Origin of the sequence: Exiguobacterium sp. s6 (assembly GCF_018618155.1) — a bacterium.
Lineage (GTDB): Bacteria > Bacillota > Bacilli > Exiguobacteriales > Exiguobacteriaceae > Exiguobacterium > Exiguobacterium mexicanum_A.
In genome coordinates, this window is the sequence record NZ_JACSLN010000001.1 from 61,966 (window position 1) to 83,438 (window position 21,473).

At 53.8% G+C, this 21,473-nt stretch carries 22 protein-coding genes and 1 riboswitch; of the genes, 20 read left to right on the plus strand and 2 right to left on the minus strand.

What is annotated here, in order from left to right; all coding sequences use genetic code 11:
* Position 1: 1 nt before the first annotated feature.
* The 12 genes from KNP75_RS00435 to KNP75_RS00490 all read left to right on the plus strand — a co-directional run bounded on the left by KNP75_RS00435 (position 2) and on the right by KNP75_RS00490 (position 12,143).
* The gene (locus KNP75_RS00435) at positions 2 to 940 is read left to right on the plus strand and encodes a tetratricopeptide repeat protein (RefSeq protein ID WP_215189271.1); all 939 of its coding nucleotides are present in this window, start codon (positions 2 to 4) and stop codon (positions 938 to 940) included.
* Positions 922 to 2,769, plus strand: coding sequence for a DUF2194 domain-containing protein (locus KNP75_RS00440; protein ID WP_215189273.1), 1,848 nt, complete (start codon positions 922 to 924; stop codon positions 2,767 to 2,769). Before KNP75_RS00435 ends, KNP75_RS00440 begins: the two co-directional genes overlap by 19 nt.
* Positions 2,766 to 4,184 carry a GT4 family glycosyltransferase PelF gene (gene pelF, locus KNP75_RS00445; RefSeq protein ID WP_215189275.1) on the plus strand — a complete coding sequence of 473 codons (1,419 nt, stop codon included), beginning with the start codon at positions 2,766 to 2,768 and terminating at the stop codon, positions 4,182 to 4,184. The genes KNP75_RS00440 and pelF overlap by 4 nt, the downstream gene beginning before the upstream one ends.
* Complete coding sequence (gene pelG / locus KNP75_RS00450; protein WP_215189277.1) at positions 4,165 to 5,613, plus strand: exopolysaccharide Pel transporter PelG; 1,449 nt, start codon at positions 4,165 to 4,167, stop codon at positions 5,611 to 5,613. The genes pelF and pelG overlap by 20 nt, the downstream gene beginning before the upstream one ends.
* 61 nt (positions 5,614 to 5,674) lie before the next feature.
* A riboswitch (TPP riboswitch) is annotated at positions 5,675 to 5,779 on the plus strand.
* A gap of 82 nt (positions 5,780 to 5,861) precedes the next feature.
* Positions 5,862 to 6,536: a thiaminase II gene (gene tenA / locus KNP75_RS00455; protein WP_214796513.1), complete on the plus strand. Its 675-nt coding sequence runs from the start codon at positions 5,862 to 5,864 to the stop codon at positions 6,534 to 6,536.
* Positions 6,533 to 7,321 carry a hydroxyethylthiazole kinase gene (thiM, locus tag KNP75_RS00460; protein WP_215189279.1) on the plus strand — a complete coding sequence of 263 codons (789 nt, stop codon included), beginning with the start codon at positions 6,533 to 6,535 and terminating at the stop codon, positions 7,319 to 7,321. The genes tenA and thiM overlap by 4 nt, the downstream gene beginning before the upstream one ends.
* Positions 7,321 to 8,157: a bifunctional hydroxymethylpyrimidine kinase/phosphomethylpyrimidine kinase gene (thiD, locus tag KNP75_RS00465; RefSeq protein WP_215189281.1), complete on the plus strand. Its 837-nt coding sequence runs from the start codon at positions 7,321 to 7,323 to the stop codon at positions 8,155 to 8,157. The genes thiM and thiD overlap by 1 nt, the downstream gene beginning before the upstream one ends.
* A complete protein-coding gene (thiE, locus tag KNP75_RS00470; protein ID WP_215189283.1) occupies positions 8,129 to 8,767 on the plus strand; it encodes a thiamine phosphate synthase in 639 nt (212 codons plus the stop codon). Before thiD ends, thiE begins: the two co-directional genes overlap by 29 nt.
* Before the next feature lie 23 nt (positions 8,768 to 8,790).
* Positions 8,791 to 9,423 (plus strand): SDR family oxidoreductase, encoded by a 633-nt coding sequence (locus tag KNP75_RS00475; protein WP_034779608.1) that lies wholly within the window; start codon positions 8,791 to 8,793, stop codon positions 9,421 to 9,423.
* A 134-nt stretch (positions 9,424 to 9,557) separates the two neighbouring features.
* Entirely contained in the window at positions 9,558 to 11,123 is a 1,566-nt protein-coding gene (locus tag KNP75_RS00480; protein WP_215189285.1) for a diguanylate cyclase domain-containing protein, read from the plus strand.
* 45 nt (positions 11,124 to 11,168) lie between these two features.
* Positions 11,169 to 11,618, plus strand: coding sequence for an OsmC family protein (locus tag KNP75_RS00485; RefSeq protein WP_021065934.1), 450 nt, complete (start codon positions 11,169 to 11,171; stop codon positions 11,616 to 11,618).
* Positions 11,619 to 11,705: 87 nt separating this feature from the next.
* Positions 11,706 to 12,143: a GNAT family N-acetyltransferase gene (locus KNP75_RS00490; RefSeq protein WP_214753473.1), complete on the plus strand. Its 438-nt coding sequence runs from the start codon at positions 11,706 to 11,708 to the stop codon at positions 12,141 to 12,143.
* On the opposite strand, the gene KNP75_RS00495 is transcribed toward KNP75_RS00490, so the two are convergent.
* Entirely contained in the window at positions 12,144 to 12,590 is a 447-nt protein-coding gene (locus tag KNP75_RS00495) for a DUF4385 domain-containing protein (RefSeq protein WP_138858638.1), read from the minus strand.
* 67 nt (positions 12,591 to 12,657) lie between these two features.
* On the opposite strand from KNP75_RS00495, the gene KNP75_RS00500 reads away from it, so the two are divergent.
* The 7 genes from KNP75_RS00500 to rbsB all read left to right on the plus strand — a co-directional run bounded on the left by KNP75_RS00500 (position 12,658) and on the right by rbsB (position 18,955).
* Positions 12,658 to 13,209, plus strand: coding sequence for a GNAT family N-acetyltransferase (locus KNP75_RS00500; protein WP_215189287.1), 552 nt, complete (start codon positions 12,658 to 12,660; stop codon positions 13,207 to 13,209).
* Positions 13,210 to 13,310: 101 nt separating this feature from the next.
* Entirely contained in the window at positions 13,311 to 14,294 is a 984-nt protein-coding gene (locus tag KNP75_RS00505; RefSeq protein WP_214823402.1) for a LacI family DNA-binding transcriptional regulator, read from the plus strand.
* Positions 14,291 to 15,175, plus strand: coding sequence for a ribokinase (rbsK, locus tag KNP75_RS00510; RefSeq protein WP_214823401.1), 885 nt, complete (start codon positions 14,291 to 14,293; stop codon positions 15,173 to 15,175). Before KNP75_RS00505 ends, rbsK begins: the two co-directional genes overlap by 4 nt.
* Positions 15,175 to 15,564 carry a D-ribose pyranase gene (rbsD, locus tag KNP75_RS00515; RefSeq protein WP_214823400.1) on the plus strand — a complete coding sequence of 130 codons (390 nt, stop codon included), beginning with the start codon at positions 15,175 to 15,177 and terminating at the stop codon, positions 15,562 to 15,564. The genes rbsK and rbsD overlap by 1 nt, the downstream gene beginning before the upstream one ends.
* An 11-nt stretch (positions 15,565 to 15,575) precedes the next feature.
* On the plus strand, positions 15,576 to 17,054 hold the full coding sequence (locus tag KNP75_RS00520; protein WP_214753483.1) for a sugar ABC transporter ATP-binding protein: 1,479 nt from the start codon (positions 15,576 to 15,578) through the stop codon (positions 17,052 to 17,054).
* Position 17,055: 1 nt separating this feature from the next.
* Entirely contained in the window at positions 17,056 to 18,021 is a 966-nt protein-coding gene (locus tag KNP75_RS00525; RefSeq protein ID WP_034779589.1) for an ABC transporter permease subunit, read from the plus strand.
* 22 nt (positions 18,022 to 18,043) lie between these two features.
* Positions 18,044 to 18,955, plus strand: coding sequence for a ribose ABC transporter substrate-binding protein RbsB (gene rbsB, locus KNP75_RS00530; protein ID WP_215189289.1), 912 nt, complete (start codon positions 18,044 to 18,046; stop codon positions 18,953 to 18,955).
* A gap of 38 nt (positions 18,956 to 18,993) precedes the next feature.
* Here rbsB and KNP75_RS00535 read toward each other — a convergent pair whose 3' ends face one another.
* Positions 18,994 to 20,391, minus strand: a complete 1,398-nt coding sequence (locus tag KNP75_RS00535; protein ID WP_034779585.1) for a 6-phospho-beta-glucosidase — start codon at positions 20,389 to 20,391, stop codon at positions 18,994 to 18,996.
* A gap of 203 nt (positions 20,392 to 20,594) precedes the next feature.
* Here KNP75_RS00535 and KNP75_RS00540 point away from each other — a divergent pair, with 203 nt between their 5' ends.
* Positions 20,595 to 21,464 (plus strand): MurR/RpiR family transcriptional regulator, encoded by an 870-nt coding sequence (locus KNP75_RS00540; protein ID WP_214796537.1) that lies wholly within the window; start codon positions 20,595 to 20,597, stop codon positions 21,462 to 21,464.
* Positions 21,465 to 21,473 lie beyond the last annotated feature (9 nt).

Sequence of the window (21,473 nt, forward strand, 5' to 3'; positions counted from 1 at the left end):
GATGGAGTCTACCATTCGTCTCGTATTGATCGGGATTTATGTCGTTCATGCACTGCTCGCCTTCGGATTATTGATCGCGTTGAAACGAAGAATGAAAGCGCCGGATTATGGCGTCGCGGTGGCGGCGCTCAGCTTCGGTCTGTTCTTACCGTTTTTGGCCGAACTTGCCGTCTATGCGGTGTATCGGCTTGCTGAACGGTTCGGTCGGAGCGGTCTGATTGAAGACTATGACGACTATATCGACTTCAAGGTCGTCAACTATGAACAGATTCGTCATGAAGCGAGCAGCAGCACCAATCTGTTACCGCTCACCGACGCCATCAACTCGAAAGATCCGGCTATCCGCAAACACTCGATTTTGACGCACGTCAACCAGTCGATTGACCAGCAAGGCAAGTATTTGCAGATGGGACTTGAGAGCACGGACAGCGAGACTGTCCACTACGCCGCGGCGACAATGAACATCTTGATCGATCAATATGAACAAGAATTGAAACACGCCAAACGCGAGTACGACTTAGGTAACCCAGACACGATTCGACGGCTTGCGACGATTTATAAACGCATGATCCATAGTGAACTCATCACCGAGGTCATGTTGAAGGACAAGCGAGGCGCATGGCTGGAAGAATTATTGAAAGCGAAGACGCTCTATCCGCCTTCGCCCTGGATTTACGAGGACTTGAACGAGATTTATCTCACGTTAGAGCGCCCCAAAGAGCAATTGAACATTTTAAAAGAGTACGTCCATCATTTCCCGGAACGCATCGAGGCTCATCTGATGCTGATCAATTACTATTATGAGCGCGAACGTTGGAACGAAGTGAAGGCGGTCATGTTTATGATGCAGACCCAATTCTCACTGGAGGACGTACCGTATGAGTACCGACTGTTGTTTGAAGAATGGAGTGACACGACATCATGGAAAAACGAACTGTAATCTCATTCTCGCTCTTCATCGTCTTATTTTTAGTCGTCGTCGGTGCGATTCAATACTTACGGATCCACTCGCTACACACGTTGTTGCCAAACGTCGCCGAGCAACAGATGAACATCGACCAGTTGAAGAGTGATGCCTCGGCAAAAGCGGGTGAGCATCAGCTTCAAGTTTATCTCGTCCGGGATGAAGGCGATTTGGCGGTCGAAACGGCAGACAACCTGCTGTACGGTCTGCAGTATGCGAAACTTGACGTTCGCGAAGTGAACCCAGGCGCCGTCGGGTCGATTGCGCCATCTCCATACACCATCATCATTTTCACTGGTGAAGATACGACAAGATGGCCGTTCGTGGAAATGAAACGTTATGTCGAACAAGGCGGGAACCTCGTCTTTGCGAATCGGTTTAAAGATCCGGCATGGAACGCGTTGACCGGCATCGAAGAAATCGGTGAGTACGTACCGGACGTGTATGGTCTAAATTTTGAAGAGACGATTTTCCCTGGGTACGTTGACTTGAATCCACCGGACGACTTATTTGTCCATAGCGTCGTCGATTTTGCGATTGCAGACGAGGCCAACGTCATGTTGTCGGCCGAAGGATTCCCGATCCTTTGGGAATACGGTGTCGGCGAAGGGAACGTCCTTTATTGGAACACGACAATCACCAACCAAAAGATGATCCGCGGTCTGTTCGTGCAGACGCTCGGCACGATGCCGCCGGCGTTCGTCACAGCACAAGCAGCGATCAAACTCATGTACATCGATGATTTCCCGGCACCGGTCATGGACGGGAAAATGAAGGACGTGTCCGCGACCCCGCTCGATAAATCGGTCAAAGATTTCTTCGCCGAGGATTGGTGGGAAGATATGGTCGATTTGGCGAAAGACGACGACTTGATTTACACGGGTGCCATGATTGGGACATATGAAGAGGAGATGGAGCTCGTCGACGAACAGTTAATCAAACGGGGTGAGTTCCCAATGCTCTACTTCGGTCGCAAATTGATCGCCCACGGTGGGGAAATCGGACTCCATGGCTATAACCACCAGTCGCTCGTCACGGCCGATGAACCGATTGACCCGACGTACGGGTACATTCCGTGGCAAGATAAAGACGAGATGAAACGGTCATTGCTTCAAGCCGAGTCCGTGTTTGCGAACTATTTCCCGGCTGAAACGCTCAAGTCATACGTTCCGCCGTCGAACGCGCTCAACCGGACTGGGGTCGATGCGATCGCCGAGGCGTTGCCAGAACTGCGAACGATTGCTTCGCTCTACACGGGGGAGCCGGAGAGCGGGGACTTCGTCCAAGAGTTCGAATTTGATGCGACGCATCCGAACTTGTACCATTTCCCGCGTGTGACAAGCGATTACGGGGAAGAGCGCGGATCGATTTTCCAAATGGTCGATGCAATCGCCAACTTCGGTGTGTTTTCCCACTTCATTCACCCGGATGATGTCATCGACCCAGACCGGGCCTTTGGTCGGGACTGGGATACGATGTTCGCGAGTCTGCGTAAAATCGTCCATGACGTGAAAGATCAATATCCTCACCTCGAGGCGTATACGCAACACTATGCGACCGAAAAGATGGTCACATACCAACAAGCTGATTTGAACGTCACGTTTGATGAGTCGACCGTCTATTTAGCCGGGGAAGGGCTCATCAACCCGTCCCACTTCATGATTCGCCTCAAACCAGGCCAGTCACTTGAGACAGGAGAGTTCGATTTCGGGACGGTCGAACAGTGGGAAGCCGACCGTCCGCTCTACCTCGTCAAACTGACATCGGCGAACGCTGAAATCGCCATCAAGGGGGAAGCGCAATGAGAATCGGGCTCGTATTAGAGGGGAGTTATCCGTACGTGAGCGGAGGCGTCTCAAGTTGGACGCAGACGTTGATTGAAGCGATGCCCGAAGTGTCGTTTGAAATCATTTCGATTCAACCGACAGAGAAGCGTCCGGAAGACATGAAATATGTGTTCCCGCCGAACGTTTCAGGGATTACTCACTTGTATTTGAGCGACGTGGGCGAGCGAGCGAAAGGGCGATTGAAGTGGGGCACTGAGGACGAACAGAACGTATCGGACTGGCTCATGTTGAAAAGTCCGAACCGGCAAGCGCTTCGTTTGCTTGGGAAAGAAGTGCCTTCAAGTCAGGCGTTTTTCGCAAGCGAGTTCTTTTGGAAAAATGTCAAGGCGGCCTACGCCGAGGAAATGAACGGAGGTTCGTTCATCGACTATTTCTGGATGTGGCAGAGTATGTACACTCCGATTTTACGGGTGCTCCATCAACCGCTCCCGAAAGTCGACCTCGTTCATTCCGTGTCAACGGGTTATGCCGGTGTGGTCGCGTCCTACATGAAAGAGACGCAAGGGATTCCGTTCATCTTGACGGAGCACGGCATCTACTCGCGGGAACGCGAAGAGGAGATTCTACAGTCGTATTGGATTCCAGCGCCGTATAAGCCGAGGTGGGTCCGTTTCTTTCACCATTTGTCGCGTGAGGCCTATAACGCGGCCGATGAGATCATCACCTTGTTCGAGCGGAACCGCGAATATCAGGAGTGGATTGGCGCCCCGAGCGAGAAGACGAAAATTATCGCCAATGGCATCGCCGACCGACAAATCCAGGCGACGGTCGACCGTCCGGAGCACGACCTCTTTCAAATCGGTGCTATCGTCCGCTTGGTGCCAATCAAAGATTTGAAGACGATGATTTACGCCGCCAAGATTTTGCAGGAGCGGCATCGTCTGTTCAAACTGACGATTATGGGTCCGCTCGATGAGGATGAAGAATATGCGGAAGAGTGCCGTCTGCTCATCGAACAGAGCGGACTGAACGATTATGTCGAGCTTGTCGGAAAGGTTGATGTCCAAGCCTATTTGCCGAAGTTTGATTTACTTCTGTTGACGAGTATCTCGGAAGGTCAACCGCTCGCGATTCTTGAAGGAATGGCAGCCGGCATCCCGTGGGTCGCGACCGATGTCGGGGCTTGTTCCGAGCTCCTGTACGGCCGAGAAGACGACCCGTTCGGTCCAGCCGGATTTATCGTGCCCCCGGTTCATCCGGAAGCGGTCGCGGACAAGGTCGAGTGGATGATGGATTATCCGCAGGAGCGGATGCGTTTCGGTAAGAACGGGCGGGAGCGGGTCCGTCAATACTATCGTCTCCAACAAGTCGTGGACCGCTACAAAGCCATCTATGAAACGAGGAGGGAACAGTATGGCGGGCATCGGGTTTAAGCTGCAGAAGTTGTTCCAAGAAGACTACTATTCGTCCAGGTTGAAGGCGTACACGTTCTCGGGCCTCGTCACATCCGGACCGTGGTTGATCGTCATCTTGGTCGTCGGGACGATTCAATGGTTGGCGTTCCAAATGCCGACGTTATCGCTCGCCGAACGGACGCTTTTCATGATCTCGGTCTCGTACGCGTTCATCTTCTCGCAAATCTTGTTCAGTTTTCAGCAGCTCGTCGTCACCCGATACGTGGCGGACTTGTTTTATGAGAAGAAAGCGCATGAGATTTTCCCGGTCTTCACCGGGATGCTCAAAGTGACGATTCTCGCCGCGACGATTCTGTACAGTATCTTTTGGCTATTGTCGCCGCTCGATTTTCTGTACAAACTGACGTTGTTCGTTTTATTCATGACGATTAACGTCATCTGGGTCATGTTCTTGTTCTTGAGTGCCGCCAAGTATTATCAAGCGGTGGCCTATAGCTTCTTGCTCGGCGGACTCATCTCGGTCGGGAGCGTCTACGCGATTAGTCGCCTCATGGTCAACCCGTCGAGTCTCGAGCTATTGCTCGGTTTCACGGTCGGGATGATTGTGACGTTGTTCGGGTTGTTCTTCGCGATGCTCCGGACGTTCCCACTCCGCTACGCGGTGAAAGAGTTCTCGTACTTCAAGTACTTCGACCGCTATCCAGACTTGTTCGCCATCGGCGTGTTGTACGTGCTCGGGATTTGGGTCACGAATTTCATCATCTGGTTCGGTGAAGGACGCGTCATCATCGCGGACTCGTTCTTGTTCAACCCGTATTATGACACGGCCATCTTTTGGTCGTACTTGACGATCATCCCGACGCAGCTCTTGTTCGTCGTCGCCGTCGAGACCCGGTTTTATGAGCGCTACCGTACGTTTTATGGATTGATTAACTACGGCGGGGCGCTCCATCAAATCGAGAAAGCGAAACAGACGATGACGTCGGTGCTGAAAAATGAGTTGATTCGACTCGCGCGGAGCCAAGGCGTCGTGACGTTGTTCGCCATCCTCATGGCAGGCGTGTTCGTCAGTTGGATCGGCGTCCCGGATGAGATCGGTCAAATCTTTCGGATGACGACGCTCGCGGCGTTCGCGAACGCGATGATTCTCATCTTGACGTTGTTGTTGCTCTATTTCGAGGATCGACGCGGGGCATTGTTCGTCAATATCTCGTTCTTCACGTTGAATGCGTTGTTCACGCTCTTGCTCTTGCCGCGCGGCATCGATTGGTACGGCGTTGGCTTTGCTGTCAGCACGACAATCACGTTCTTCTTGGCCGGCCTGCGTTTGATCTATTACATGGGCAAAGTCGATTATTACGTGTTCGCGGCCTCGAATCGACGCAAGCTCGGTACCGAACGGTTCTCCCAAATGGGGACGTTGTTGAACCGTCGCTTCTCGCGATAAAGGGTTTTCAACATGGAAAAAGACTGATATGATGTGGTCGTAGACGACCGAATTTCATAATGTTTACCACTAGGGGAGTCGCGTGACGCGGCTGAGATGGACGAGGTCCAGACCCTTTGAACCTGATCTAGTTCACGCTAGCGTAGGGAAGTGGGCGAACCGATTGTTCTCGTACACTTTGTGTAAATCCGACGCCGCTTCCGTTATGGGAGGCGGCGTCTTTTTTGATTACAAAGGAGGAGACATGAATGACATTCACCGCACATCTTCGACAAGAGGCAGATGCCTTGTTTCAAGCCAGCTTTGACCATCCGTTCGTCCGCGAGCTCGGAACAGGCGAACTCGACGAGGCGAAATTTAGGCATTACGTCATGCAAGATTCATACTATTTGAACCAGTTCTCCAAAGTACAGGCGAAAGGCGCGACCCTCGCCCCGAACATGGAAGTCGCGAGCCGCTTTTTGACGCATGCGCTCCATACCATCGAAGCAGAGCATGCGTTGCACCGTGAATTTTTCACCTTGCTCAACGTGACGGAGGCGGAGTGGGCGACGTTTGAGCCGGCCCCGACGGCTTACGCTTATGCGCTCCATATGCAACAGGCCGGTCCGACGCTCGGTGATGTGCTCGCTTCGATTTTGCCGTGCTACTGGGTCTATTATGAGATCGGGGAGCGATTAAAAGATGCGACACCCGATCATCCAATCTATGCGACGTGGATTGCGACGTACGGTTCGGAATGGTTCCGCGATCTCGTCGAGGAACAGCTTGAACGGCTCGACGTGCTCGCCGGACAAGCGACAGCGGAAGAACGGGTCCGGTATCAACAGCTGTTCTTGAAGAGTTGTTATTATGAACATGCGTTTTGGGAAATGGCGTGGACGCTCGAGTCGTGGGATTTACCGGCGGGGGTGACACGATGAAGCGCGACTTATGGGACAAAGTCAGAGCCGAACGGCCACTCATCCATAACATTACGAATATCGTCGTCGCTAACTTTTCGGCGAACGGGTTGCTCGCCATCGGCGCTGCGCCGGTGATGGCGTCAGCCGTCGAAGAAGTCGCGGACATGGCGTCTGCGAGCGATGCGCTCGTACTCAATATCGGCACACTCGATGCGACGACGGAACGTACGATGATTCGAGCCGGACAGGCGGCGAATGAATCGAGCCGGCCGGTCGTCTTCGATCCGGTCGGTGTAGGGGCGACCGCGTTTCGACGTGACGTCGCTACATCCATTTTGCAACACGTCCGCGTGACGGTCATCCGAGGCAATGCCGGAGAAATTGCGACATTGATTGGTCTCGACGCGACGACGCGCGGCGTGGACGCCGGGGAAACGCGGGTTGATTTGAATCACATCGCACGCGCGGCGGCACGACGCTACACCTGTGTCGTTGCCGTGACCGGAGAGACGGATGTCGTCAGCGACGGGGATGTGACGATTGAAATCAAAGGCGGCACCGCAGCAATGGCCCGGACGACAGGGACCGGCTGCTTACTCAGTGCGGTCGTCGGTGCGTTCCTTGCGGTCGAACGGGATGCGGTTACGGCCACGGCGACAGCACTCGCCGGATATGCCCGGTGCGGCGAACTGGCTACCGCTTTGGCGGATGGACCGGGTGACTTCCCCGTTCACTTCTTGAATGAACTCGGCAAGATGACAGCTGTCGAGTTGCCGAGCGACCGTATTGAGGTGGTGTCATGATGCGGCCGCAAGTATTGACGATTGCGGGTTCGGACTCTGGCGGGGGAGCGGGAATCCAAGCTGATTTGAAGACGTTTCAAGAGCTCGGCGTGTTCGGGACGAGCGTTCTGACGGCCGTCACCGCTCAAAACACTCGTGGGGTGCATGGGGTCGAAGCAGTGTCGCCGGAACTCATCACACAACAACTCGATGCAATCGGTTCGGACTTTTCGATCGCAGCATGTAAGACCGGGATGTTATTTGATGCGGCGCGCATCGAGGCGGTCGCTACCGGGGTGAAACGTCATGTCTTCAACCGACTCGTCGTCGACCCGGTCATGATTGCGAAAGGAGGGGCCCCGCTTTTACAGGACACGGCGGTCGATGCGCTCAAGACCTCCTTGTTGCCACTCGCGACAGTCGTCACGCCGAACGTGCCGGAAGCGGAAGTGCTGACCGGGTTGACGATTCGATCGTTTAATGATCGTCTCGAGGCGGCTCGGCGGATGTTAGCGTACGGCGTGCGCGCGGTTATTTTAAAAGGCGGCCATCTCGAAGGTGAAACTGCCGAAGACTTGATCATGATGGAGTCGGAAGTGTTCCTTCTCTCGGCCCCGCGCATCCAGACGAGCGATACGCACGGTACCGGTTGTACATTTTCGGCGGCGCTTACAGCGGAACTTGCCAAAGGTCGTTCTATCATGGAGGCGGCGGTGACGGCGAAGCGGTTCATTCAAAGCGCCATCACCCATGGCCTCGAGATCGGCGCCGGACACGGACCGACGAACCATTGGGCATATGTGGCGTATGGAGAGGAGGGTGTGACGATTGAATCCATCAAGGCGGGCACTCGCTGAACAGTTGCGGCTTTACTTCGTATGCGGGACACCGAACACGAAAGACATGCTCCAGACGGTCGAAACGGCACTCCAATGTGGCGTGACATGTTTTCAATTTCGTGAAAAAGGTAAAGAGGCACTGTATGGGGATAAAAAAGAAGCGATGGCAAGGACCCTGCAAGCACTTTGTCGTTCGTACGACGTCCCGTTCATCATCAACGACGATGTCGAACTGGCGGCGCGCATTGATGCGGACGGCGTGCATATCGGACAAGACGATGCCGAGACCGCAATCGTTCGGGAGCGGATTGGTCCAGATAAGTGGCTCGGTGTCTCGGTCCACACGCTCGAAGAAGCGGCAGCAGCCATCGAGCATGCGAATTATGTAGGCATTGGCCCAATTTACCCGACGACTTCGAAAGAAGATGCCGGGGCAGTGAACGGGACGACACTCATCCGCCAAGTCCGAGACATGTATCGAGAGCTGCCAATCGTGGGGATTGGCGGCATTTTACCGGAACATGTCCCGATGATTCGGAACGACGGGGCGGACGGCGTCGCCGTCATCTCAGCCATCGCTTCTGCACCGGATGTGGCCATAGCCACACGGCGTTTCGCTTGTCTCTGAATTCAAATCGAGGAGGAAGACAGATGAACGTATTTGTAATAGGCGCGAATGGACAGATTGGAAAACAGCTCGTGGAACGATTGCACGAGGAAGGGAAACACCAAGTCACGGCGATGGTTCGAAAACAAGAGCAACTCGATGACTTCACATCAAAAGGCTATCAGGCCGTCCTAGGCGACCTCGAAGGTGACGTCTCGTCACTTGAACAAGCAATGTCTGGCATGGACGTGGTCGTCTTCGCAGCCGGTTCAGGTGGTAGCACCGGAGCCGACAAGACGCTCCTGATTGACCTTGACGGCGCGGCGAAAAGCATCGAGGCTGCCAAGAACGGGAATGTTAAACAGTTCGTCATGGTGAGCGCCTTGAAAGCAGAAGATCGTTCGGCATGGCCGGAAGAGATGAAACCATATTATGTGGCGAAGCACCATGCGGATCGTCTGCTCGAGGAGAGCGGGCTTACGTATACGATCGTCCGTCCGGGCGCTCTCACAGATGACGCCGGTACCGGCAAAGTGAAGACGGGTGACGTATCGACTGGTGAGATTCCGCGTGCAGACGTGGCGGCCTTCTTGGCACATCTCATTGGTCATGACGCAGCCCACAATCAAGCGATTGACCTCGTCAAAGGTGACACGGCAATCGAAGACACGTTATAAAAAGAGATGACGACTGCGAGCGGACTTGGTTCCGCTCGCTTTTTGTATGGATGTGTCCGCGCACTCGAGAAAGGATTCGCTTCGACCGATAGAGAAAGTAAGAGATGGATTTATTTGAAGAAAGGGGTCTATCCGTGACCACACTATTTCTCTATATGGCCGTTTATTTACTTCCGGCTTTCTTATTGAGCCACCTTGCCCTTGACGTATTGCTCCGCAACCCGCGCCAAGTCGAGCATCGACTGCTCAGCCTGTTCGTATTTGGCTACGCGATGTTGTTCTTGGCCGAGTTCGGGCGTCATTTGTCCCCGATCGAAGCGAGTCCGGCCTTCGTGACGTATTGGTTCGGTAACGCCGGAATTTTGATTTTTGTGTGTTCCGTCCACTTCATCGTCAAAGTGACGGGCGTCGGGGCGAAACTGCCGAAATGGATGTATCCGTATGCCATTTATTTGCCGCTCGTGCCGGTCGCGTTGACGTTCATCCGTCAAGAGAACATCTTGAACAGTCAGCGGTTCGACCAAGTCGGTGTCTGGATTTATCCTGAGTTCAACGCGTCTTATTTGACGACGATGACCGTCGGTAACGTGTTTCATTTTCTTGTGATCCTATTATTGATGTATGCCCTTAAGCGGTCCGAGCGCTTCGAGCATCAACGGGTGCTGCGCATGCTCATTTGGACGGCCGTCGCCGTTCTTGTCTGGGACATCGTCTTCGGATACGTCCAGCTCCGCGGAATCATGCCGCCTTACGCGTATATGTACGGTGGACTTGTCTGGGCGGTCGCGCTCGTCGTCGCGATGAATCGACTTGATTTCCTAGCGTCTTACGTCAAACGGTATGGCACGCTCTATAACTTGAACCCGTCGGCGATTCTGCTCGTCGATGATCAGGGACAGATTGAGAGTGCGAATCCGGCCGCGCGCACATTGTTTCATACGGTCCGTGTCGTCAATGAACGTTTTGTCGATTTGTTGCCCGAGAAAAAGCGGGACGAATGGAGTGCGCATTACGACCAACATTTCCATGCGCAAAAAAAGTTTCTCGAGTTCGAGACGAAGATTCAGACAAAATCAGGACAAGAACGGTACGTCGTCATCGATGGTGATTTCGTCTATATCGATCAAAAAATACACGGCATGATTTTGATTCGAGACGTCCATTCGTTCAAAGAAGCCGAACAGTCGATTCGCTTCTTCGCCTATCATGACCCGCTCACGAAACTCGCGAACCGTCGGGCGTTTTATGAGCAGGCCGACCAGGCATTACTGCAAGCGGACACGGTCGCGCTTGTCGTCATCGACCTCGACGGCTTTAAAGGAATCAACGACACGTACGGCCACCAAGTCGGCGATGATTTTCTCATTCATCTCGGTGAGTTGCTTGAGATGGCGACGCCGGAAGCGGGACTAGCCTCGCGCGTCGGCGGGGATGAGTTCTATATTTATGTGCCGAACGTCGATGCAGATGACATCGTTGCGTTCGTCGAGCGCTTGCAGTTGCTGCTGACGGAGCGGCCGTTCCGGCTCGGACGGGAGACGATTCCGATTCGAGCGAGCATCGGGGTCAGTGTCGCACCGGATCAAGGGGCGGACTTGGACACGCTCATTCATAAAGCTGATCAGGCGATGTATCAAATCAAGCAACACGGTAAAAACGACTATGCGATTTATGACGAAGTGTTACATGGACCGAAATAACGGGAACGAGAATGAAGATGGCAATTTGATAGAGGAGGAGACAATATGACTGAAAAACCGTTAGTGACGATGCGAGCCGAAGGGGAAGCGACGAGTGTGAAGACGACGGTGCATGTGCGTGACCTCGAACCGTTCGTCGTCGATGAACCGGAACGTCTCGGCGGGACGGACGCCGGTCCGAACCCGCTCGAATATTTGCTCGGGGCGTTGTCGTCGTGTACGACAATCATGATTGCCTACGTGGCGCAAGACCAAGATTTCAACTATGACGGGGTGACGTTCGTGACCGAAGGAACGCTCGACCCGCGCGGCTTCCAAGGCGTTGAAGGAGTACGGACGTATTTTGAGAAAGTACACGTCAACATCGTCCTCGATACGACCGAATCGGATGAACGGATTGCGGCGCTCCAAAAAGGCGTTGAGGCTCGTTGTCCAATCCACAATTTAATGCATGCGGCCGACGTCGACATCACGGCGACGTGGACACGGAAGTGAGGATGGGGCGACCCATCCTTTTTTGATGTAGACAGGAATGTTTGCCGACGAGCACGAACAAAAAGAGACGTGAGAAAGGAGGTTGTCATGGATATTCGCCCGATGACACAGCAAGACGCCCGCGCGATTCAAGCGTGGACGTACGAGGCACCGTATGATTTCTATAACCAAGAAGCTTCAGCGGAAGGGCTGGATGAACTGATGGCGTATCAGGCCGTCCATGACGAGGCGTTGATCGGTTTCTATTGTCTCGGCACGTACGCACAAGTGCCGAACGATACATACGTCTACGATGACACATGCGTCGACCTCGGGCTCGGCATGCGCCCGGATCGAACGGGACGGGGACACGGGCGTACGTTCGTCCGGTTGGTGATGCAAGAAGCGGCGCACGAAGGCAAACCGCTCCGGTTGACGGTGGCCGCGTTCAATGAGCGGGCCATCCATCTCTATGAGCAGCTCGGGTTTCGACAGGTCACTTCGTTTGAAAAAGGGGCGACCCGTTTTCTCGTCATGACCCGATAATCAGCCGTACTGTTTCTGATGGGCTTTCTTTCGCTTCAAATAGTCCTCGTCCGCCCGAAGCTGGTCCCATCGCTCTTTGAAGATGCGGGCCGATTCCGCTTTCTCCTCGTCGATTTGTCGGTCGTGGAGATCGCCGTCGTCCTTATATTTTCGTCCACCTTTATAGTTGGCGTAACGTCTCGCCCGGGTATAGCCCATCTGGATGAATTTGCGGGCCATATCCATTCCGACGAAATCATCGTTGGCCCGGTATTTTTCGAATAGCTCCATGATTTCATCGGCGGACTGTTTGGCGATGTCAGGCGTCTTGAAGCGCCAATGGGGGAGAATCTCACTTTTATATGGTTCGACGAGCAGGACGCCTTGCTCGCCGCGTCCGACTCGATACAGCTCGGGGTGTTCGCGAAAATCAATCGTTTCAAAATCTAAATCATAATCAAATGGCATCGTGATCCCTCCTCATGGATTCATTCCCGGAACGAATCCGAGGGAAACGACAGAAAGGAAGAACAAGATGATTCAACTTGATACAGACCGGCTCCGGTTGCGGGCGTTTCAGCTCGAGGACGCTGAACAGATGTTTCACTATGCGAAAGACGAGCGGGTCGGACCGAAAGCAGGCTGGGCGCCGCACCAATCGGTCGAGGAGACGCGTGACGTCATCCGGCTGTTCCAGCAAGACCAAGACGTCTGGGCCATCACACTGAAAAAGACAGGTGAGGTGATCGGCAGCCTCGGGTTGCACGACCGCCGGCCGGACCCTGAGATTCAGCATGACCGGCAGCGCGAGATCGGGTATGTCCTCAGCCCGGACCGTTGGGGGCAAGGGTACATCCCGGAAGCCGTCCATGAATTGATGCGGCACGGTTTTGACGACCTCGGACTCGAACGCATCTGGTGCGGTCATTTCGACTTCAACGACCAGTCGCGCCGCGTCGTCGAAAAGACAGGCTTCACGTACGCGTTCACGACGTCTCAGCAGTTGACGCGCTTGGATGGGCGCACTGTGCAGAGCCTCATTTACGTCGTGACGAAAGACGAGTATGAGGAACGCCGGGCTCAATGATGAGCCGGGCGTTTTTGGATGCCGGAAAATTAACACTTGATATGTAACCGGTTACACATTATGATGGTTTTGTAAGCGTTATCAAAGAAGGAGGGGCCGAGATGGCGACAATCAAACAAGTGGCCAAACGGGCGAACGTTTCTGTCGCGACCGTGTCCCGTGTCATGAACAACAACGGTTATGTGAGCGCAGAGGCGCGGGAAGCCGTCGAACGTGCCATCGCCGAACTCGACTACGCGCCGAACCGAGTCGCTCGTTCTTTATTCACAAAAACATCGGGTTTGATCGGCTTGATTATGCCGGATATCACGAACCCGTTCTTCCCACAGCTGGCCCGAGCGATCGAAGATGTGGCGAATCAACATGGCTATCAAGTCGTCCTGTGCAACACAGACGAACAACTGGCGAAAGAACAGACATATTTGGTCGCGCTCCAGACGATGCATGTCGACGGACTGATCATCACGACGAACCATTCGGACAATCCGAATTATGAAAAATTAGAACTGCCGATGGTCGCACTCGACCGCATCGTCAAATCCGGGATCGATGCCGTCATTTCGGATGGGTATGAAGGCGGTCGCCTGGCGGCGGAGACGCTGTTGAGCTGTGGTGCGACGAGGCTGGCCCATATCGGGGGTCCAGAGAATCTTCAAACGGTGAAACGGCGGACCGACGGCTTTCTTGATGTCGCGGGCGACCGGCTCGTCGGGATGACGCATTCTAGCTTCGCGTTCAAAGAAGCGCTCACGGCGGCACAGATCCTGTTTGACGAACATTGGCCGTTCGATGGGGTGTTCGCCGCCAATGACGTCATTGCCGCCGCCGTGTTGCAGGAAGCATTGCGTCGAAACGTGCGTGTGCCGGAAGACTTGCAAATCATCGGCTACGATGGGATCGAGCTCGGTGAGATGACATCGCCGCCGCTCACGACGATCGCGCAACCGATTTATGAGATGGGTCGCCGTGCGACCGAGCGACTCCTTGATTTGATTGAAAAGAAAGAGACGATGACAAAAGAAATCTTGTTACCCGTCACGTTGACGGAACGACAGACGACGAAACGAAAGGGGCATGACACATGAGCCGAATTGTGGTCATCGGGAGTGTATCGATGGATTTAGTTGTCACGACAGATAAACGTCCACAGGCAGGAGAGACCGTCATCGGACAGACGTTCCAAACGGTACCCGGCGGAAAAGGGGCCAACCAAGCGGTGGCTGCCGCCCGACTCGGAGGACGAGTCGAGATGGTCGGTTGTATCGGGTCCGATGAGTTCGGCCAACGCATCCGACAAAACTTTGACCTAAACGGAGTCGGGACATCTCACTTACGAACTATCGACAATGAAGTGACCGGGACGGCGCACATCGTGCTCGCCGAAGGGGATAACTCAATCGTCGTCGTCCAGTCGGCAAACAAACACGTGCGTTTTACAGAAACAGAGCTCGAACAATTGCTCGATGAAGAAACGTTCGTCTTGCTCCAGCTCGAAATCCCGATCGCGACGGTGGAACAAGTGAGTGCGTACTGTCGATCCCGCAACATCCCGGTTCTACTGAACCCAGCGCCGTCACAAGTGCTCACGGAGACCTTGCTTGCGAACGTGACATACGTGACACCGAACGAGCATGAGTGCCGTGACTTGTTCGGCGATGTCTCGCTTGAAGACGTATTGCGTCGCTATCCGAACAAACTGATTGTGACCGAAGGGGTCAACGGCGTCCGCTTCTTTGATGGCGAGACGATTCAGCACGTTCCAGCCATTCAAGCCGATGTCGTCGATACGACGGGGGCAGGGGATACGTTCAACGGCGCCCTCGCAGCCGCCCTGATGGAAGGAAGCGAGTTACGTGAAGCGGTACGCTTCGCCGTTGTCGCTTCAGGATTGAGCGTGGAAGGGTTCGGGGCCCAAGGCGGCATGCCGAACCGAGATGACGTCATGAAACGATTGGAGCGAGTGTGATGAAGAAACATGGGATTTTGAATAGCCATTTGACGAAAATCTTTGCCGACTTGGGTCATACGGACACGGTTGTCATCGCGGACTGTGGACTACCGATTCCAAACGGCGTGGCGCGAGTCGATTTGGCGCTTCGTCTTGGTGAACCGTCGTTCCTCGATGTATTAGATGCCGTTGAGGCGGACATGGTCATCGAACAAATCACCGTAGCCGATGAGGTGTTCACGGAGAACGAACCGATCGCCAAAGCGTTGACCGAACGGTTCGATACGGTGAAGACGTGCTCGCACGAGGTGTTCAAGCGTGAGGTCGAACAAGCGAAAGTCGTTATTCGGACAGGCGAAGCGACTCCGTATGCGAACGTCATTTTACATGCCGGTGTCATCTTTTAAGGAGGGGTTCGATGCACATCCAGTTGAAGCGCATCCATAAGTCGTTCGGTCCGGTCAGTGTATTGAAAGGCGTCGACTTCGAATTGTTACCTGGCGAAATTCATGCATTGATGGGAGAAAACGGGGCCGGTAAATCGACACTCATGAAGGTCATGACCGGGCTTCATCCGCTCGATGAAGGCGAAGTCGTCATCGATGGGGCCGTCCGGCAGTTCAAACATCCAAAAGAAGCCGAGCGCGCTGGCATCGCGTTCATCCATCAAGAGCTGAACATACTACCGGAGCTGACCGTGATGGAAAACTTGTTTCTCGGACGGGAATTGACCGGTCCATTCGGTGTCATCAAGCAGCAAGAGATGAAGCGACGGGCACGCGAGTACTTAGCGGAACTGAACGTGTTCATGGAAGTCGATCAGCTTGCCAAACAATTATCTGTCGGACAACAACAGATGATCGAGATCGCGAAGGCGCTCATGACGGATGCGAAAGTCATCGTCATGGACGAACCGACCGCCGCCTTGACCGACCGAGAGATTCGGGCGCTATTCTCGGTTTCGCGGGCGCTGCGTGACCAAGGCGTATCCATCATTTATATCTCGCACCGGATGGAAGAGATTTTTGAACTATGCGACCGCATCACCGTCCTCCGCGACGGCGTATCGATCGGGACACACCGCATCGCCGAGACGTCGTTTGAAGAAATCGTGAAAGAAATGGTCGGACGTGAGATTGGCGAACGGTATCCGGATCGCAACGCGACCATCGGAGACGTCGTCCTTGAAGTCGATGGATTGATAGGTAACCGGTTCCACAATGTCTCGTTCGATGTTCGGGCCGGTGAAATCGTCGGTTTCTCGGGACTCATGGGAGCCGGACGCACCGAAGTGATGCGCGCCTTGTTCGGGGCCGACCGGGCCAAGGGCGGAGTCGTCAAATTGAAGGGCACCGAAATCCGAATCAAACAGCCGGTCGATGCCATTCGACACGGCATCGCCTTCTTGACGGAAGACCGAAAAGGCGAGGGGTTGCTCCTCGATTTCTCATTGCGCGAAAATCTGTCGTTGCCGACGCTCGATAAACGGGCGAAAGGAACGATCATCTCACGCCAAGCAGAGGAGCAGTTCGCGGACGGTTATTTGAAAAAACTGCGCGTCAAGCACCATTCGATGGAACAAAAAGTGAAGTCGCTCTCGGGCGGGAACCAACAAAAAGTCGTCCTTGGGAAATGGCTCGGCGCCGAGCCCGACGTGCTCATTCTTGACGAGCCGACACGAGGCGTTGATGTCGGGGCGAAGAAAGAGATCTATACGATCATGAGTGAGCTGGCCGAATCGGGTGTCGCCATCATCATGGTCTCATCCGATTTACCCGAAGTGCTCGGGATGAGTGATCGGATTGTCGTCATGCGAGAAGGCGTCGTCACGGGGACGTTAACGAAAGACGAGGCGACGCAAGAAAAAGTCATGACATATGCGACAGGAGGACAATGATATGGAATTGAAAGCAGCGACTGCATTAGGGCGACCGCAAAAGCTCGGTTGGGGGCAAAAACTTGGGCCGTTGTTCGGTCTGCTCGCCATCATCGTTGTGGTGACGGCGCTCGAGCCAGGTTTTCTCTCATTGAACAACATCTTTAACGTATTACGCCAAGTCTCGATCAATGCGTTGATCGCGTTCGGGATGACGTTCGTCATTTTGACAGGCGGCATCGACTTGTCGGTCGGTTCGATTCTGGCGCTCTCGTCAGCTTTCGTTGCGGGCATGATGGTCGATGGGCAACATGCGGTCATGGCGATCGCGCTCGGATTAATTGCCGGAGCTGTGCTCGGTGCGTTCAACGGTGCCGTCATCACGTACGGAAAAGTCGCGCCGTTCATCGCGACATTGGCGACGATGACGATTTACCGGGGGTTGACGCTCGTCTATACGGACGGTCGTCCGATTACCGGTCTAGGCGACTCTACATGGTTCGAGATGCTCGGACGCGGTTACTTCTGGATCATCCCAGTGCCAGCCGTGACGATGTTGATTGCTTTCGGTGTGTTGTACTTCATTTTGAAAAAGACGACGTTCGGTCGTCACACGTACGCGATTGGCGGCAACGAGGAAGCTGCCAAACTGATGGGCATCGGGGTCAATAAAGTCAAAGTCTTGATTTACTCGTTGTCGGGTACGTTAGCGGCACTCGCCGGCATCATTTTAACATCGCGTCTCAACTCGGCCCAACCGACGGCCGGGACGTCGTATGAACTTGACGCCATCGCGGCCGTCGTTCTCGGGGGAACGAGTCTTGCCGGAGGACGTGGCTGGATTGTCGGGACGCTCATCGGGGCGCTCATTATCGGAACGTTGAACAACGGCTTGAACCTTCTTGGCGTCTCGTCATTTTTCCAACTCGTCGTCAAAGGCGCCGTGATTTTGTTCGCGGTATTGCTCGATCGAAAACAAAACGCGTAAACATCGAAAGGGGAAACGGAAGATGAAAAAATGGACAGCTTGGCTACTCGTATTGACAATGGTCGTCATGGCGGCTTGTTCGACGGAACAACCGGGGACAAGTTCGGAGCAAGAGACAAAAGACGGGGACTTCAAAATCGGGCTCTCGATTTCCACACTAAACAACCCGTTCTTCGTCGCGTTGAAAGACGGTGCGGAAGAGCAAGCAACTGAACTCGATGCGACACTTACAGTTGCCGATGCGCAAAACGATGCGGCCAAACAAGTGAGTGACGTCGAAGACATGATTCAAAAAGGGATGGACTTGATTCTCATCAACCCAACGGATTCAGAAGCAGTCGGCGCGGCCGTTCAAAGTGCGAACGATGCCGGAATCCCGGTCATCACAGTCGACCGTAACGCCGAGTCAGGTGAAGTCGTCGCACACGTAGCGTCAGATAACGTCGCTGGTGGGAAGCTCGCAGGTGAATATATGGTCGAACTCGTCGGTGAAGGCGGGAAAGTCGTCGAGCTCGAAGGGATTCCAGGAGCGTCAGCCACGCGTGACCGTGGTCAAGGGTTCAACGAAGCGATTGACGGAAAACTTGACGTCGTTGCTAAACAGTCGGCTAATTTTGACCGGGCCCAAGGGTTGACGGTCATGGAAAACATCCTCCAAGACAACAAAGACATCGTCGCCGTATTCGCTCATAACGATGAGATGGCGCTCGGTGCGGTGCAGGCGTTAAGCAGTGCAGGATTGAAAGACGTCAAAGTCATCGGCTTTGATGCGACGGACGATGCGGTCAAGGCGGTCGAAGAAGGCACGATGGCTGCGACGGTCGCGCAAAAACCGACCGAAATCGGAAAGCTCGGTGTCGAAGCTGCTGTGAACTACTTAAAAGGGGAGACAGTGGAAGAGAACATCCCGGTCGACCTCGAATTGATCAAATAATGAGTACAGCCGACGCATTCGAGGTGCGTCGGCTGTTTTTATGCTTGTTGAATCGGGCGGAGCGCTTGAACGACTTCGTCTTTGATCGTGACGCCGCTCGCTTCGAGTTCGGCGATTTTATCGGCGAACTGAGGCAAGTAATCTTTATGGGCGATGAGCAGTTCATCGAGCACCCGTTTCGCAGTCTCGCCGCTCGGGATAAGCGGATTGATGATGAACGCTTGAAGGGCGAGCCCGTAGTCACCGGTCACGGCCGCTTCTTCGACGCACAGCTCCATGTTCTTCATAACTTGGAGCCATCCTTTTTCAGCCGGGGCGAGCGCGCCGAACGCGATTGGTTTCGCACCGGTCGCGCCGATATAGGCGGACACTTCGACGACATCGTCTGGAGCGAGGTCAGGGACGGCCCCGTTGTTCTTCGTCGAGACGACGATGTGTGTGTTCTTATTGGCGTAAATCGAGGCGATTGTCTCACACGCCGCATCCGAATAGTGGGCGCCACCGCGTTTAGATAGTTGCTCCGGTTTATGGTCGAGGTTCGGGTCTTTGTACAGCTCGAATAGCTCCGCTTCCGTCTGCTTCACTTGCTCGGCCCGCGTGCCGACGGCCGGGTCCCGATATTCCTCGAGCATGTGGGCGAGCATTTCCTCGGCACGATAGTAATACCGGTGATAGCCGCAAGGGATCATGTTCATCTGTTGCAGTTGTTCTTGGAAGAACGGCATGTCGTGAATGTTGGCGGGAATCCCCGAATCGCCGTCGTACATCTTGTCGATGATGTCACGTGTCACGTCTTGTCCGCTCACGTCGTGGACGCGGTGCCAGTGGAAATGGTTCAACCCGGCGAACGAATAGATCAAGTCCTCTGGCTTCTTGCCGATCAGCTCAGGTTCAGCCATCATCGCATTGACCGGCACGTTGCACAGTCCGATAACTTTGTCCCATTTGCCGTAACGGATGACCGCGTCGGTCACCATTCCGCTCGGGTTCGTGAAGTTGACGAGCCAGGCGTCCGGACAGAGCTGTTTCATGTCTTCGACGATATCGAGGATGACAGGAATGGTACGGAACGCCTTCAAGATACCGCCGGCCCCGTTCGTCTCTTGGCCGACCATACCGTACGAGAGCGGAATCCGTTCGTCTTTGATGCGGGCGTCGAGCAAACCGACACGGAACTGTGTCGTGACAAAGTCGGCGTCTTGTAACGCTTCTCGACGGTCGAGCGTCAGATGCACTTTAACGTCATACGGAGAAGCGTCCCACATCCGTTGCGCCATCTGTCCGACGATGTCGAGTTTGTCTTTCCCGGCCTCGATATCGACGAGCCAAATCTCACGAATCGGTAACTCTTCGTAACGCTTGATGAACCCTTCCATCAATTCTGGTGTGTAGCTGCTGCCGCCCCCGATGGTGACGAGCTTGATTCCCGTTGTCATTCCAATCTCCTCCTCATATGTTCACAAAATAGTCTCAGATGTGTAAATGAATATCAGCGCTGAATGTATCTTCTCATTTCTCATTCAGTATAAAATATAGAAAAATGAACACAATAGATTTGAAGATAACTCCGAAAACGTTTACAAAAAGAAACATATAGACATTTATTTTTGTGAATTCAATTCACGAGAGGAGACCGGACATGCTATTGACCGAGAAAATGAAGCAAGACCTGTTCTCTAAATCAGAACGGGCCGTCATCGACTATTTGTTCGTCGAGCGGGAGCGGATCCACGACAAGACGATGAAACAAATCGCCGAGGCGACGTATACGCACCCATCGATGTTAAGTCGCATCGCCACGAAACTGGAGTTTGCGGGTTGGCTCGAGTTGAAGGAACAGTTTTTGGAGGAAATCGAGTATTTGAATCGTCACTTCTCGGATATCGATGCCAATGAGCCATTCTCGGCTAAGGATAACTTGATGGTTGTGGCGAACAAGCTGGCGGCCCTCAAACAGATGACGATCGAGGACACGCTGTCGTTGCTCGATCATGAGGCATACGAGCAGGCCGTAATGATGTTGAGTGAAGCGCGCCATATCAAGGTCTTTTCTGTCATCCATAATTTGTTGCTTTGTCACGACTTCAAGTCAAAGATGAACCGGATCGGCAAACAAGTCAGCCTCTGTGAATTCGATGCCGAATTCGAGGCGGCCAACTCGGACGAAACGACATGTGCGCTCCTGATCTCCTATACGGGAGAAAGTGATTATACGGTCGGACTTATTCCTTACTTAAAAAAACAACGTGTGCCGGTGCTCGCCTTGACGAGTCTAGGGGAGAATGCCATCTCGAACCAGGCGGATTGTACGCTCCGTTTGACGACCCGTGAGCGCCTCTATTCGAAAATCGGGAGCTTCACGACGAACGATTCGATTCATTGCCTGCTCGACCTGTTGTACGCTGGTGTGTTCTCGACAGACTACGAGGCGAACATGGCTTACAAAGTGCAAATCTCGAAACGGTTCGACCATCGTAAAAGTTCGAGTGAGGTCATGCAGGAAGACTGAAAACACCCC